This is a genomic window from Bradyrhizobium sp. LA6.1 (assembly GCF_040547805.1).
Taxonomy (GTDB): domain Bacteria; phylum Pseudomonadota; class Alphaproteobacteria; order Rhizobiales; family Xanthobacteraceae; genus Bradyrhizobium; species Bradyrhizobium barranii.
This window is the reverse complement of the sequence record NZ_JBEPQK010000005.1, coordinates 451,024-465,991: the sequence shown is the minus strand read 5'-3', so window position 1 is coordinate 465,991 and position 14,968 is coordinate 451,024. Positions and strand designations below refer to the sequence as shown.

The window sequence follows — 14,968 nt, the reverse complement described above, 5'->3', positions numbered from 1 at the left end:
CGTCTCGAAGGGCGAGGCCGAGAGCCGGGCCTTCATCCTTCGAGACGCTTGCTTCGCAAGCTCCTCAGGATGAGGATTACCGCTGCTCCCGAACAAACCTGTTCCGCAACGTCCCCACCCCCGTGATGTCGATCTCCACCACGTCGCCGTGCCCGATGTCAGGCGAGGCGCCGTCCGTGCCCATCCAGATCACATCGCCGGGCCACAGCGTGAAATACTTCGTCAGCTCGACCAGGAACGGCACCACGCCGAAGATCATGTCGTTGGTGTAGAAGCGGTTGGTCTCCTTGCCGTTGACCCGGACGACGGTTTCCATTTTCGCCAGATTGGCCTCGGTTTCGATCCAAGGGCCCATCGGCTTGAACGTGTCGGCGTTCTTCGAGCGCCACAGGCTGCGGTCGGCCTTCTGCCAGCTGCGTTCGCTGACGTCGTTGCCGATGGTGTAGCCGAACACGCAATCCATCGCATTCTGCTTGGTGAGATGCTTCACCTTCTTGCCGATCACGACGACGAGCTCGCCTTCATAGTGGATCTTGTCCGTCGCAAAGGACGGGATCACGACGTCCTCGTCATGCGCGATCAGCGCGTTCTGGGCGCGGTAGCCGATCTCGGGTCTATCAGGGACGGCCGGCACCTCGCCGCGCTTGTCGGCGGCTTCCTTCAGGTGCTTCAGATAGTTCAAGCCGACGCAATAGAAGGTGCGCGGGATCAGCGGCAGCTCGATCCGAACCTGCGCCAGCGGATGCGTGCGCGAGGTGCGCTGCCATTCGCCAAAGGGATCGCCGTTGACCGCGATCACCTGGTCGCCCTCGACAATTCCCCAGGAGGTCTTGTCCGAGGCAGTGAATTTCAGCCAGCGCATGTCGGATCCTCCAGTTATTCCGCGGCATCGCGCGGCTGTACCTTCCAGGCGCCGGCCACGGGCCGCTTCAGCCCGAGATTTTCCCGCAGCGTTTTGCCGCGATAGTCCTTCTGGAACAGGCCGCGGCGCTGCAATTCCGGTACGATATGTTGCACGAAATCGGCGTAGGAACCGGGCACATAGGTCGCGGCGATGACGAACCCATCACAGCCACGCTCGACGAACATCTCTTCCAGCCTGTCTGCGATCTCCTTGGGACCGCCGACCATGGCGTCGTGGACCTGGCCGCGGCCGGAGAAGGTGACGAAGTCGCGCGCGCTCGGATTGCTCTTGCCGGAATTCTTCAGCACGCCGTCGCGGAGGCCCAGAATGCCCTGCATGCTCTTCAGTTCGTCCGTCGTCAACGGCTCGTCGAGGTCCTTGGAGGCGAAATCGTAATTGAGCGCTTCGGCAAGCAGCGACAGCGCGTCGATCTCGAGCGGCAGCTTGTTGATCAGCGCCATCTTGTCCTCAGCCTCGGCCTTGGTCGCGGCGCAGACCGGCGTCGTCAAATTGCAAAGGCGCATCTGATCGGGATCGCGGCCAGCCTTGGCTGCCTCGTTTCGAACGGCGGCGTAACCTTCCTTGGCACCAGCGAGATTGCGCGCGGCCGTGAAGATCACCTCGCCCCAATGGCCGGCAAAGCGCTGGCCGCGGCCGGATGCGCCGGCCTGGATGATGACGGGATGGCCCTGGTCCGAGCGCGGTACCGTGAAGGGACCACGGGACTTGAAGGCCGCGCCCTTGTGATCGAGCCGCTTCACCTTGGCCGGATCGGCAAAACGGCCGCTCTTCTTGTCCATGATGAGCGCGCCGTCTTCCCAGGTGTCCCAATGCCCGAGCACGACCTCCATGAATTCGTCGGCGCGGTCGTAGCGCGAATCATGTTCGGGATGGGAATCGCGGCCCATGTTGAGCGCCTCGCCGTCATTGAGCGAGGTGACGACGTTCCAGCCCGCGCGCCCGCCGGACATCAAATCGAGGGTTGCGAACCGGCGCGCAACGTCGAACGGTTCGTAATAGGTCGTCGAGCAAGTGGCGCCGAGGCCGAGCTTGTCGGTGACCATGCCCATCGTGGTCAGCACGATCAGCGGATCCATCTTCACGCAGCGGATGCCGTATTCGACGGTGTGGGCATGATCGTTGCCGTAACGGTCGGGCATCGCCAGCCGATCGTCGAAGAACGCCATGTGGAATTTGCCGGCTTCGAGGATCTTGGCGATCTCTTGATAATAGTCCGCTGACATCGAATCGTCGCGCGAGTCCGGATGTCGCCACGAGCTCGGCAAATTCGTGCAGTTCTGCGCCTGGAGGAAGCCGACCAATACCATCTGCCGCGTCATGCTGTTCTCCCAAATTCCGTCAGGCCAGATCGAGGACCGTGTCGAGCCGGTACTCGCCCGCCAGCGCGCGCAGCTTTTCCCAGGTCGCATCCTCGATCTCGATGCCGTCGCGCAGGCGTTGCTGCTCGCGCAACCCCTCGATCTCGCCGGGATAGTACACGCCCTTGCTCCCTTCGGAGGGTGGCGTCGATTTCAGATAGCGCGCGAATTCGGCGACCTCGCGCTTGAAATCCTTCAGCGGGCGGAACGCTGCGACGTTGAACACCGCCATGAAGCATCCGTCATTGTGACGTCCGGTCGGTTCGACGCCAAAGCCGAGGCCGGTGAGCAGGCCGCACAGCACCTCGACCATCGCGGCGAGGCCGCTGCCCTTGTAGCCCTCGGTGCCGCCGAGCGGCAGCAGCGCGCCGCCCTTGCGATATTGCGTGGGGTCGGTGGTGTGCCGTCCCTCGGCATCGATGATCCAGCCCGTCGGAATCTCCTCGCCGCGGGCGACCGCGAGCTGGATCTTGCCGGCCGCAACCGCCGAGGTCGCCATGTCCAGATAGAACGGCGCGTCGAGATCGGACGGCACCGCGATCGAGATCGGGTTGGTGCCGAGCCGCGCCTCCTTGCCCCCGAACGGCGCCACGTGCTTCGGCGAGCGGCCGGAATCCGCCGTCGCAATCCCGATCATGCCTTCGCGCATCGCCATCAGAGGATAGGCGGCGAGGCGGCCGACATGGCTTTGCCGGAACACGGTGCAGGCGGCGACGTTCGCCGTCTTCGCCTTCTCGATCGTCAGCGCCATCGCCTTGGCGTTGACGTGGAAGCCGAACCCCCACTGGCCGTCGATCACGGTCGTGGTCGGCGATTCCTGGACGATGGTCCATTTGGCGCCGGGCACGATGTGGCCGGCCTTGATGCGGTCGATGTAGGTCGGAACCGCGATCACACCGTGGGAGTCGTGACCGGCGAGGTTGGCGTTGACGCAGCCTGTGGCCACCGCATCGGCCTCTTCGTCGGAAGCTCCGGCGGCACGGAGCAGCGCGGCGCTGATGAGCGTGAGGCGGTCGGTCTTGACGACGGGCATGGCGTTCCCTCGGCATTGTGCCCTTAACGGGCTGCTTGTTGGGAGCCATCGTCTCAAAGCGTGGGAGCGATATCAATCTCCCGTAAACCAATACAGGGCTGCAAAATCGTAAAGAGAGCGCGCCTTTCGTCGAAGAATCCTCCCGTGCGGCGGCATTCCCGACAGTTTGGCGCCGGCCGTTCGCAGCTCATTCACTTTGATCGAGGGTTTGCAGCGCGCAATAACGACCACTTAGGCCGTCGCCGTTCATAAAGCACCCGGGAGAATTAGGCAGAAATGCCCGGGAGCTGAGACCGTGCAGACGACCCTCGCGCGCACCTTTGCAGCGTTGAGCGCCATCAACGAAGCGATCCTTTACGCGAAATCGCCGGACGAGCTGTACCAGAAGGTCTGCGACGCCGGGTTTTCGAGCGGAGACTTTTTGGCCGTTGCGGTTTTCCTGGTGGGGCCGGATGGCCGGCGGCTGTGCTTTGCGGCCGGTTGCGGCGATGACGTTGCGCGGCTGCGTTCGCTCGAGATCACGACTGACTCCGTCACGCCCGAGGGAGCGGGTGTCGGCGGCGAAGCCTTTCGCAATCAGAAGCTGAGCATCAGCAACGATTACCTGAATGATCCTCGCTCGCTGGCGTGGCGCGAGGGCGCAGCCAAGGCCCACATCGGCGCGGCGGCTGCGCTGCCGCTGCTCTGCAACGGCAAGAGCGTCGGCGTGCTGTATGTGACCCGCAGGGAAGCCGGCTCGCTGAACGAGCAGATGGTGTCGCTGTTCGAGCGGATGTCGGCCAACATCTCCTATGCGCTGGACAATTTTGCGCGCGAGACCGCGCGGCAGACCAGTGAGCTCGCGACGCGGCGGCTCAACCGCATGTTTGGCGCGCTCAGCGCGACCAACGAAGCCATCCTGCGTGCGAAGACCGAGCGGGAATTGTATCAGCTCGTGTGCGATGCCTCGGTGCACGGCGGCAAGTCGCTGGCGACCTTCGTTCTGCTGAAGGAGCAGGACTCGCATTGGTTGAAGCCTGTCGCCGGCACCGGCGAGAATCTGGAGATCGTGGCCCGGACCCACTACTCCGTCGACCCCGAGAATCCCTATGGTCGCGGCATCTCCGGCGAGGTGTTTCGAACGCAGAAGCCCCAAGTCGAACGCGATCTCGCGCGTCGCACCAGGGGAACGCCGTGGGAGCAGGCCAATCTCAACACGGGTGTTGCCGCCTGCATCGCTGCTCCCCTGATCCGGAACGGCCAGAGCATCGGCGTCATCCTGTCCTTCCTCAGCCAGTCCTGGGCGAAGGACGAGGGGGTCGTCGCGCTCATGCTGCGCATCGCCGAGAACGTCTGCTTCGCGATCGACAATTTCGACCGTGAGGCCGAGAAGGCGCGGATCGCCGAGGAGGAAGACCGCCTGGCGCGCATGTACGCGGCGCTGAGCGCGACCAATGAGGCGATTCTGCGCGCACGCTCGCGGGCCGAGCTCTTCGACCTCGTTTGCGAAGCGACGGCGAAAGGCGCCAAGTTCACCTCGGCCAACATCGCGCTCGTCGATCACGATGCCGAGCTGCTTCGCGTCGTTGCTTGCTACGGGCCGAACGCGGATATGGTCCGAAATTTCAAATTCTCCACGTCCGACCAGGTGCCTGAAGGCCGAGGGTTGACGGGAACCGCTTTCCGCACGCGCCAGCCCTGCCTCAGCAACGACGTGCTGTCCGACGACAGGATCAAGCCCTGGCAGGCCAATGCCCGCCGCAACGGCATCGGCTCCTCCGCGGCGCTGCCGCTGTTCAATGGCGACAGGGTCGAAGGCGTCTTCCTCTTCAACTCGCCGGAACGCGGCACGTTCACGCCAGAATTCGTCGAGCTGCTGCAACGGCTCCAGGCCAATGTCGCCTTCGCGCTCGAGAACTTCGATCGCGCCGACGAGAAGGCGAAGGCCGAGATGCAGCGCAACCGTCTTCGGGGCATGTTGGAGGCGCTGAGCGCGACCAACGAAGCGATCATGCGCGTGAAATCCCGCGCCGAGTTGTTCGAAGCCGTGTGCGAGGCCGCCGTGCTCGGCGGAACGTTCTCATCTGCCACCATCGCCTTGGTCGATCCGACGGCGCGCTTTCTCGACATCGTCGTCACCAAGGGCGAGTGTCGCAGTCACGTCGAGAACTGGCGTTTCGCGACGTCCGCCGATGAGCCCGAAGGACGGGGGCTCGCCGGCACCGCATTTCGCACCAAGGCACCCTGCGTCGCGAACGAGCTCCTCACGGACGTTCGTGCGACGCACTGGCGTCGAATCGCGCGGGATCAAGGGACGAAATCCGGCGGCTGCTTCCCGCTGCTGAAGAACGGCACCGATGCCGTCGGCGTCCTTCTGTTCCTTTCGCCGGACGAAGGCACCTTCACGCCTGACCTCATCCAGTTGCTGGGGCGCCTCGCGGAGAACGTCTCCTTTGCGCTCGACAATTTCGCCCGGGCCGAGGAGCGGTCACGGGCCGAGGCGCAGAAGGAGCGCCTGACGCGCATGTTCGCCGCGCTGAGCGCCACCAATGAGGCGATCGTGCGGGCCAAGTCGCGCACCGAGCTGTTCGAGCTGGTGTGTCAGGCCGCGTCCACCGGCGGCAAGTTCACATCGACGACCATTGCGCTGGCCAAAGCCGACAGCGACCAGCTCGCGATCGTCGCGGCCGCAGGGCCGTCTGCCGAAACCACGAGGAACGTTCGCCTCTCCATCGACGCCGACCGGCCCGAGGGGCGCGGCATGAGCGGCACCGCGTTCCGCACCCGGCAGCCCTGTGTCAGCAACGACTATGTCAACGACAGCCGTGTGAGCGCCTTCCACGCCGTCCTGCAAGGCGACGGCGCGCGCTCCGGCGCGGCGTTCCCGCTGATCACGCACGGCCAGCCCGTCGGCGTCATGATCTACATGTCGACCGAGCAGGAGACCTTCACGGCCGAGTTCGTCGAGCTGTTGCAGCGCCTCGCCGACAACGTCTCCTTCGCGATGGAGAATTTCGATCGCGCCGACGAGAAGAACGAGGCCGACGAGCGGATCGAATACCTCGCCTCGCATGACAGCCTGACCGACCTGCCGAATCGCGAGACCTTCAACGGGCTGTTGCGGGAGGCGATCGACGAAGCTCAGCGCCACGATCATCGTTTCGCGGTGTTGTTCATCGATCTCGACCGCTTCAAGGTCATCAACGATTCGCTCGGCCATGAGGCCGGCGATCTGCTCCTGCTCGAAGTGGGGAGCCGACTGCGCGGCGCGCTGTGGGAAACCGACGTTGTCGCACGCCTTGGCGGCGACGAGTTCGTGGTGATCCTCGACCAGTGCGGTGAGATCGACGATGTCCAGCGCATCGCGACCGGGCTTCTCGTGGCGCTCGCCGAGCCCATGGAGCTGGCCGGCCACGAATGCCACACCACGGCCTCGATCGGCATCGCGATGTATCCGGCCAACGGCTCCGACGTTCAGACGCTGACCAAGAACGCCGACATGGCGATGTATCTCGCCAAGGAGGACGGCAAGAACGGCTATCGCTTCTTCTCCAAGGAGGTGAAGACGCAGTCGATCGAGCGGCTGTCGCTCGAGAGCGCGTTGCGCCGGGCGTTGGAGCGCGAGCAGTTCTCGCTGAACTACCAGCCCAAGGTGGACATGGAGACCGGCCAGATCACCGGCGTGGAAGCGCTGCTGCGCTGGACGCACCCGGATCTCGGCAGCATCTCGCCGGCCCAATTCATTCCGCTTGCGGAAGAGACCGGGCTGATCGTGCCGATCGGCCGCTGGGTGGTGAAAGAGGCCTGCGCGCAGGCCATGGCCTGGCAGCGTCGTGGCCTGTTGCCGGTGTCGATGGCGGTCAACCTGTCGCCGCGGCAGTTTGTCGACGAACATCTGTTGCAGGACGTCGACGAGGCGCTGGCGGCGTCCGGCATGTCGCCGGTACTGCTCCAGCTCGAGGTCACCGAGAGCATGATGATGCGCAATGTCGGTCGTGCGCTGAAGGTGCTCGACGCCATCCAGAGCCGCGGCATCCGCCTCGCCATCGACGATTTCGGCACCGGCTATTCGTCGATGTCGCTGATGAAGCATTTTCCGATCGACACCATCAAGATCGACCGCTCCTTCGTGCGCGACCTGCCGCAGGATTCGGAGGACCAGGCGATCGCGCAGGCGATCATCAGCATGGGCAAGGCGCTCGGCATGACCGTGGTCGCCGAAGGCGTCGAGAACGCCGAGCAGGAAGCGTTCCTGCGCGCCCATGGCTGCGACGAGATGCAGGGCTTCCTCATCTCCAAGCCGGTGCCGGCGCGGCAGATGGCCGAGCTGCTGCGGCCGATGGAGCTGCCTGTCGCGCCGCCGCTCCAGCCGGAGCCTGACCTCGCTGCGACCGAAGCCGCGGCGTTACGGCTGAAACGCGCTGTCATCTGACGGCTGCGGGTGCAGTTCGCGGACGTTGTCTTGCTTGATGTCCGCTTTGCGCGGAAAATCATCCGGCCAGGGCTGCGAGGTTTGCTCGGCGAACAGCTCAAGGAGGGCATGCGCACCTTCGGCAAAGCTTGAGCCGTCGCCGAGGCCCAGCTCACAACACCAAACCTGTCGCATCGGCTCGTGCGCGTCGACCACCGCCATCGCCGGTCCCCACCACCAGGCCGGTGCGGGCGAGCGTTCGTCCTCCGGCACGGCGTGCCATAGGACGAGCTCGTCCATCACGCGCTCGAATTGCAGGCTTGCGGCCTGATGCATTCGCTCCGTGCTCCCTGGGCCGCGCCTGAAAGCAGGCCGATGCCCGGACTCGATCGTGGCCTTCGCTGTGAAGAACAGGCTCGCGCTATTGGCGGAGCCTCACATGCCGCTTCCATTGGCGGCCATAAGAGCAACATGCGGCGGTCGGGACATGCGCCGCCGCCGGCTGTGATCATCTCTTTAGCCGCTCGGGGGCCCGACCGGCAAGCCGTAATACGGGTGTCTAGCGCGTCCTGAGCGGATGCGCTGTCTGGTGCCAGGCCCAGGCAGTTCGGATCACCGTCTTGAGATCGGAATGGCGCGGCACGAAGTTCAGCACTTTTCGCGCGGCGGAGGCATCGGCGACCAGATAAGTGGGATCGCCGGCGCGACGCGGCTTCATGGTGTGCGGCACCTCGCGCCCAGTCTCCTGCCTGATGGCGTTCAGGATCTCGCGGACCGAAAAGCCGGAGCCGGTGCCCAGATTGAAGCTGCCGCCGGCATGTCCCGTTTCCAGGAGCTTCAGTGCTGCGACATGCGCCGCAGCGAGGTCGGTGACGTGGATGTAGTCGCGGATCGCGGTGCCGTCCGGCGTGTCGTAATCGTCGCCGAACACGGCGAAGTCGACATGGCCCTGGAGCGCCATCATGGCGCGCGGAATGAGATGCGTTTCGTTGTCACGCAATTCGCCGATGCCGCCGGCCGGGTCGGCGCCGCTGGCGTTGAAATAGCGCAGGCAGAACGCGCCGAAGCCATAGGCTGCGCGATAATCGGCGAGCATGCGCTCGATCATCCATTTCGACGCGCCGTAGGGATTGATCGGTGCGCAGGGGAAGTCCTCCGGCAGCTCCTTGGAATCGGCGTTACCGTAGACGGCGCCGGTCGAGGAGAACACGATGCGCTGGCAGCCTGCGTTGCGCATCGCCTGCAGCAGCGACAGCGTGCCCTGGACGTTGTTGATGTAGTATTTCTGCGGGTCGGTCATGGACTCGCCGACGAGGCTTGCCGCCGCGAAATGCATCACCGCCGTGACCTTGTGGTCGGCGAAGGCGCGCGCCAGCGCGGTGCCGTCGAGCAGGTCGCCCGTCACCAGCGGACCCGCGACGAAGCTGCGATGACCTGTCGAGAGATTGTCATAAACGACGGGCTGATAGCCGGCGGCAGACAGTGCGCGGCAGGCATGCGAGCCAATATAGCCCGCGCCCCCTGTGACGAGGACGGTCGGTCGGTCGGTCATGTCGTCTTCTACTCTTCTCTCAGCGATTGGAAGGCCGTTTGCGGCTGAAGAGAAGATAGAGCGCGCGAGGGTTGGTGGTCAAATAGCGCCAGAGCAGGCGGCGCGGCTCGAGCCATGTGCGCCAGGCCCATTCGAGTCCGATCTTCTGCATCCATTGCGGCGCGCGGGACCGGCTGCCCGATAAAAAGTTGAACAAGCCGCCGGATGTCTTGATAACGCCAACATTGGTCAGCAGCGGCGTGTATTGCTCGACGAATGCCTGCTCATTGGGCACGCCGAGCGCGACCCAGAGATAATCCGGGGCGAGCGCGTTGATCTCCTCGACTTTCGCGCGCAGGGCGTCGCCGCGCAGATAGCCGTGGCTGTACCCGACGATCTTGAGGTTTGGATACAGTTGCTGGACATTCGCGACCGCCGCGGCGTTCTCTTCCTCGCTGGCACCGAACATGTAGAAAGTGCGGCCGACGGCTTCGGCCTTGCGCGCGACCACGTGGAACAAATCGGTGGTGGCGACGCGCTCCGGCAGCGGAAACCAGGATTGCAGCTTTGACGCCGCGACCAGCGGCTGGCCATCGGCGTTGATGAGGTCGGCGCCGCGGAACAGGCGTTCGGTCTCCGGTTCGGTCGAGCAGCGCGCCAACACCTCGCCATTGGCCGAGGTCAGGTGCAGCGGACGGCCGATGCGATGTCTGGGATCGGTGGCCTCGATCATGAAATCGGCAGTTGCTTCCAGGTCGAGCGCGGCCATGCGAAGGCCGCCGATAGTGATCCGCGGCACGTCGGCGGTTGCGGCCCGGCCGTCCAGATTGACGCGGCGCTCAAGCATATTGTCTGCCTCGCTGGCGCGCCTGAGTTGCGGGGGTGAGCTCGTCGAGCACGACGCCGACGAGCTTGCGCTCGGCGCGACCGAGCGTGTTCAGGATTTCTTCCAGGCCGTCGTTGATGTCGAGGCTGGTCGGCAGCACCGCCACCAGCGCGTTGGCGTCGTCGAGCAGCTTGCGGCTGGCCGCACCAAGCGGCGTCACGGGGCCGTCGAGGATCACGAGATCGTAGCCGCCGGCGGCGCGCGCCTGCTCGATGGCCTTGCGCATGGCTTCAGTCGCTTTGCCGGCATCGCCGTCAGCGGCGGGCAGCACCGAGATGCCGTTGACCGTCTTGATCTCGCGCGAGGCCTTGCTGCCGATCGAGAGCCAGCCGAGTCGGCTCGGCTCGCTCTTGCCGGGCCGGCTCACCTTGTTGGAGAGCGAGTGTGCCTGATGGTCGGCATCGATCATCAGCACGCGGGCGCCGTCGCGCGCGGCCGCGAGTGCGAAATTCAGCGCGGTCACGCTGCGCCCGGTGGTCTCGCCCGCGCCGACCAGCGCGATGACCGGCATGGCCTTGCCGCCGGCACGCCGGGCCACAGCAGTGCGCATGTCGCGCCAGGCGTTGAGCAGCGTCGTCAGCGGAAAGCCGGGGCGCAGCGTCGGCCAGCCAAGCCGGGTCAGATCGACGCCGCCGCCGGTGGCGAGGATGGCGCCGAGCGTGTGAATGACGTCGGCCTCCTGGAGGCGCGCGATCAGCGGCTTTCCGATCAGCGTATTTTCGTCCATCTCCGGCTGCAGCGATGGCGCGGCGAGCTCCGGTAGAGATTGCGCAATTTCCGGAGCTCGCGGAGCCGGCTGCGGCTGGGCTACCTCCGGTGCCTGCGACACCTCCGGCGCGCGCGGAGGCCGCGGTGCCGGCGTGCGCTCACGACGGGCCGGTGTGGGCGCTGCCGGCGCGGTCGCACCGGCGGACAGCAGCTCGGCCGCGACGAACCAGCTTGCGGCAGCGAGCGCGCCGAAGATGAAGCCGATCATGGCGAACATGCTCATCGCCGGCGGGAACGAGCGCCGCTGCGGCACGGTGGCTTCGCCGATGACGCGGGCCGCCGAGGTGTTCAGGGTCTCCTGCTCCTCGGTCTCGCGCGAGCGCTTGAGGAAGGACTGATAGACGTCGCGGCTGGCATCGGCCTCGCGTTCGAGCTCGCGCAGGCGCACGGCGGCCTGGCTGAGCTGGACGCTCTGCCGCTTCTGCGCTTCGAGCGCCCGGTTGAGCGAGGCTTCAAAGTCGCGGGCGCGCGTCAGATCGTTTTTGGCCGACTGCGCGAAGCGATCGATCTCTTCGTTGATGGTGCGCTTGAGATCCTCGACCTGCTTCTCGGTCTGGCGCAGCGCCGGATGCCGCGGGCCGAGCTCGCCGGCCTGCTCCGCATATTTCTTGCGGGCGTCGGCATATTGCGCGCGCAGGTTTGCGATGGTCGGCGATTGCAGCGCTTCCGAATTCGCGCCGGCATCGGCAGCGGTGCGCCGGCTCGCTTCGATCTGGTCGAGCCGCGCCTGTGCGTCCATCGTCGCCGCGCGGGCCGCGGAAAGCCGCTGGTTACTGGCGGAGAGCTGCTGGTCGCTGATCAGCGCGTCCTGGGTGCCGACGAAATTGTTCTGGGCCTTGTAGGTGGCGAGCGCGGTCTCGGCACTGCGCAGCCGCTCGCGCAGCTCCTTGAGGCGGCCGGAGAGATCGTTGGTGGCGCGTCGCGCGGCCGAAGCCTGCGAGTTGCGGGATTCAGCGAGGTAGGCATTTGTCAGCGTGTTGGCGAGCATCGCCGCCTTCGCCGGATCGGTCGACCAGACCTCGATGTCGACGATGAAGCTCTTCTCGGTCTTGCGGACCGTGATGTGCCTGTTCAGCGCGTCGAGCGCCGCGAGCTGCACTTCCTTCGTCTCCGCGGCGGAGGGCGCGCGGGGCTGAAGGCCGATCAGGCCGAGCAGCGACGACATCAGGCTCCTGGCGTCACCGCCGCCGCCGAATTCGGGATCCTTGTCCAGATTGGCCTGCTGGATCACCTGGAGCAGCACGCTGTTCGAGGTAATCAGGCGCGCCTGGCTCTCCACCACCATGGCCATGCCGGAGACGTCCTGCGCGCGCGGCGTGAGCTCGCGATCGACGAGCTGAAGCTCGCGCGGGTCGACATAGAGCTGGGCGGTGGCGGTGTAGCGGGGCGTCACGCTCTTGCCCGCGGTGACGGCAAGCGTCGCACCGAGGAGCGCGGCAGCGGCAATCGCGATCTTCCGCCGCCAGAGCAGATTGACGAGCTCCAGCACGTTGAAACCGGTCTGAGGCCTCTGCTGCGGTGCCTCCGGTCCGGCCCGATCTATCGGCTGGTTGTAGTCAAGCATAGTCCCCAGCTTTCATTCCAACGACCGCGGGCTGAGGGGTTACTCTTCGCTTTACGCCACGCACCCGGGATATAGGTGCCCAATCAACGCAACAGGGAAAATTAACCATACTCATTGAGGGACTATTCACCGAAATGGCAAACAAAGCGTTTAAGCGCATGCCACTCTTCGACGCGTCGCGATGACGCTGAGGTCCCCGAGGGATTAACGGTTCGTTACCGCGCGCAGCGATGCCGCACGGCTTCGCTCGTCCTGCGATGGACCGCGCGCGTGCCATGATTGTCAGCGCTTCCGCAGGATGACGTGGTAATCACCGCGGCGAACGTCGATCCCGCCCGGCAGCACGGCGTTCATCACGGCGGCGGCGGCATCGACCAGAGCGGCGAACAGCGGCTTGCGCCGGCGCATCTCGGGGTAGCGCGGACTCTCGACCTCGCGGCGGTAGATCATCTCGAGGCCGTTGGATGCGGCGAATGCTTCGAGCCGCGGCAGCGTCACCAGCGGATGGAAGAAGGTCGGGAACGGCGGCTCGCCGGGCCGGCCGGCATCCTTGATGCCGCGGATATTCCGGTAGAACCAGACATGAAACCAGTGCGGTGAGTATTTGGTGACGACGCCCGACAGCGAGCGCGGATTGGGTGCGCCGATCAGGATCATTCCGCCGGGCTTGAGCGCGTCGCGGAAATTCAGGAGCGCGGCATCGACTTGGGGCAGATGCTCGATCACGTTGTAGCAGATCACCAGATCGAAGGTTTCGCGTCCAAAGCTGTAAGTCTGCACGTCGCCGAGGATCGCCTCGTCCGCGTAAGTGTTGTTGCGGACCTGGTCCTCGTCGATGTCGACGACGGTGACCTTGCTGCGGTTGAGCAGCTCCGGTGGCAGAACGCTGCACGAGCCGCCGCCGGCCTCATAGGTGGCGAGCTGGCCTTGCGGTAGTTCGCGGCGCAGCAAGTCGTGGACGGCGAGCAGGCTGTCGCGGGCTTCGCCGGGGACCAGATCGTGCAGCGCCTGGGTGCGTTCACTGGCCGTTGGGATTTGGATCGCCGTGGCTGTCGCGAAATCGATCGAGGCTGGCTTGTTCATTTTTTCTGACCGCGCTTGTTCGACTTAAATTTACAGGAAAAATCTCGCATGCCCGAAGAGCAAATCCGGTGCCGCGCCGCTTCACCGGTCGCGGTGCTTACGGTCGGGTTAATGCGGGCAGGCGTTAACTACGGCATTGTCCATGTTGCGCTGTCGTGCGCGTGATGGACTGCGAATTGCACTATCACGTATGCAGGGACCTACAGGAGAAACGCGCAAAAGCAGTTAAGCGTATGGAGGGCGGGAAATCGGCGGCGTTGCGCCGTCGCGAGCCTCGGGCCCGCCGTTCATTTTGGGACCGATCTGTCCCGCGGCGATGTGCCGTCGCAGGACAGCGCCGATTCCTGCGCGATTGACGCAGGGCTTTTTCAATACATCTCGGACATCTAGGATGCCATGACGCTGATCCCGACAGACCTTTCCGCCAGCCGGATTTCGGATGCCGTGCGCGATCCCAACCGGGAGATCGCGGCGAGCTCCTGCGTCATCGACCTGTCGGTCGGCATCGTCGTCTGTATTCCCTGCTTCCGTCGCCCCCACCATCTGCGGCTGACACTGGACTCGCTCGTGAGCCAGCGCACGCCGCGCTCCTTCGCGGTGGTCATGGTCGAGAACGACGCGGCGGGGCGCGAAAGCGCGCCGGTTGCCGCGGAGTATCTGGCCGACGGCCGGCTCCAGGGCGTTTGCCTGGTCGAGAAGCGGCAGGGCAATTGCCAGGCGATCAACGCCGCCTTCGAGACGGCCCAGGCGCTGTTTCCCGCCGCGACCCGCTTCCTGATGATCGACGACGACGAGATCGCTTCGCCCGACTGGCTCGAGCTGATGGTTCGCACCGCGGAGGCGACCGGCGCCGACGTGGTCGGCGGGCCGGTGCTGCCGGTCTTCGACGACGACAGCAAGCCCTGGCTCGCACATCATCCCGCCTTCTGCCCCGCCTATGATTACAGCGGCGCGGTGCCGCTGATCTATGGCTGTGGCAACTGCCTGATCACGCGCGCGGCGTTCGAGCGGTTCGATCGTCCCGCCTTCGACCTGCGCTTCAATTTCCTCGGCGGCGGCGATTGCGATTTCTTCGTGCGGTGCCGCAATGCCGGCATGATCTTCCACTGGACGGCTGAGGCGGTCATCACCGAGACCGTGCCGCAAAGCCGCACCAGCCTCGGCTGGATCGCCAAGCGCGGCCTGCGTATTGGCGCTATCAATTATCGCGTGCAGTACAAGGCCGCACAAAGCGCGGGCGCGCGGGCGCGAGTGTTCGCGCAGATGCTCGGACGGCTGCCGCTGTCGCTGGCGCGTTCCGCTCGTCTTCTCGCGACATCGAAGGCCGTCGTCGCCATGCATCCCGCGCTGGTCGCGCTTGGCGCCATGCTCGCAGCATTCGGCTTCGCACCGAAGCCCTACGAAGCGTCGAAAATCGTGTCGTGACGCGG

Annotated in this window: 10 protein-coding genes; 2 read left to right on the top strand and 8 right to left on the bottom strand. The window is 65.2% G+C overall.

The window, feature by feature from the left end:
* Nucleotides 1-76 precede the first annotated feature (76 nt).
* Genes ABIB99_RS16075 through ABIB99_RS16065 form a run of 3 tightly spaced genes read right to left on the bottom strand, consistent with a single transcriptional unit; the run spans nucleotide 77 to nucleotide 3,316 of the window.
* Nucleotides 77-862, bottom strand: coding sequence for a fumarylacetoacetate hydrolase family protein (locus tag ABIB99_RS16075; protein WP_354176549.1), 786 nt, complete (start codon nucleotides 860-862; stop codon nucleotides 77-79).
* Nucleotides 863-876: 14 nt separating this feature from the next.
* Nucleotides 877-2,244: an LLM class flavin-dependent oxidoreductase gene (locus ABIB99_RS16070; RefSeq protein ID WP_354176547.1), complete on the bottom strand. Its 1,368-nt coding sequence runs from the start codon at nucleotides 2,242-2,244 to the stop codon at nucleotides 877-879.
* Between the two features lie 19 nt (nucleotides 2,245-2,263).
* Nucleotides 2,264-3,316 (bottom strand): Ldh family oxidoreductase, encoded by a 1,053-nt coding sequence (locus ABIB99_RS16065; RefSeq protein WP_085403403.1) that lies wholly within the window; start codon nucleotides 3,314-3,316, stop codon nucleotides 2,264-2,266.
* A 295-nt stretch (nucleotides 3,317-3,611) separates the two neighbouring features.
* On the opposite strand from ABIB99_RS16065, the gene ABIB99_RS16060 reads away from it, so the two are divergent.
* Nucleotides 3,612-7,727: a bifunctional diguanylate cyclase/phosphodiesterase gene (locus tag ABIB99_RS16060; protein ID WP_354176546.1), complete on the top strand. Its 4,116-nt coding sequence runs from the start codon at nucleotides 3,612-3,614 to the stop codon at nucleotides 7,725-7,727.
* Here the strand turns inward: ABIB99_RS16060 and ABIB99_RS16055 are convergent.
* The 5 genes from ABIB99_RS16055 to ABIB99_RS16035 form a co-directional block, all read right to left on the bottom strand.
* The gene (locus ABIB99_RS16055) at nucleotides 7,701-8,042 is read right to left on the bottom strand and encodes a hypothetical protein (RefSeq protein WP_063985656.1); all 342 of its coding nucleotides are present in this window, start codon (nucleotides 8,040-8,042) and stop codon (nucleotides 7,701-7,703) included. The two genes, ABIB99_RS16060 and ABIB99_RS16055, sit on opposite strands and share 27 nt — an antisense overlap.
* Nucleotides 8,043-8,265: 223 nt before the next feature.
* On the bottom strand, nucleotides 8,266-9,258 hold the full coding sequence (galE, locus tag ABIB99_RS16050) for a UDP-glucose 4-epimerase GalE (RefSeq protein ID WP_354176545.1): 993 nt from the start codon (nucleotides 9,256-9,258) through the stop codon (nucleotides 8,266-8,268).
* A gap of 19 nt (nucleotides 9,259-9,277) precedes the next feature.
* Nucleotides 9,278-10,084: a WecB/TagA/CpsF family glycosyltransferase gene (locus ABIB99_RS16045; protein WP_354176543.1), complete on the bottom strand. Its 807-nt coding sequence runs from the start codon at nucleotides 10,082-10,084 to the stop codon at nucleotides 9,278-9,280.
* Nucleotides 10,077-12,455, bottom strand: coding sequence for an exopolysaccharide transport family protein (locus tag ABIB99_RS16040; protein ID WP_354176542.1), 2,379 nt, complete (start codon nucleotides 12,453-12,455; stop codon nucleotides 10,077-10,079). The genes ABIB99_RS16045 and ABIB99_RS16040 overlap by 8 nt, the downstream gene beginning before the upstream one ends.
* 282 nt (nucleotides 12,456-12,737) lie before the next feature.
* Nucleotides 12,738-13,538, bottom strand: coding sequence for a class I SAM-dependent methyltransferase (locus ABIB99_RS16035; protein ID WP_354176540.1), 801 nt, complete (start codon nucleotides 13,536-13,538; stop codon nucleotides 12,738-12,740).
* Between the two features lie 396 nt (nucleotides 13,539-13,934).
* On the opposite strand from ABIB99_RS16035, the gene ABIB99_RS16030 reads away from it, so the two are divergent.
* Complete coding sequence (locus ABIB99_RS16030) at nucleotides 13,935-14,963, top strand: glycosyltransferase family 2 protein (RefSeq protein WP_354176539.1); 1,029 nt, start codon at nucleotides 13,935-13,937, stop codon at nucleotides 14,961-14,963.
* Nucleotides 14,964-14,968 lie beyond the last annotated feature (5 nt).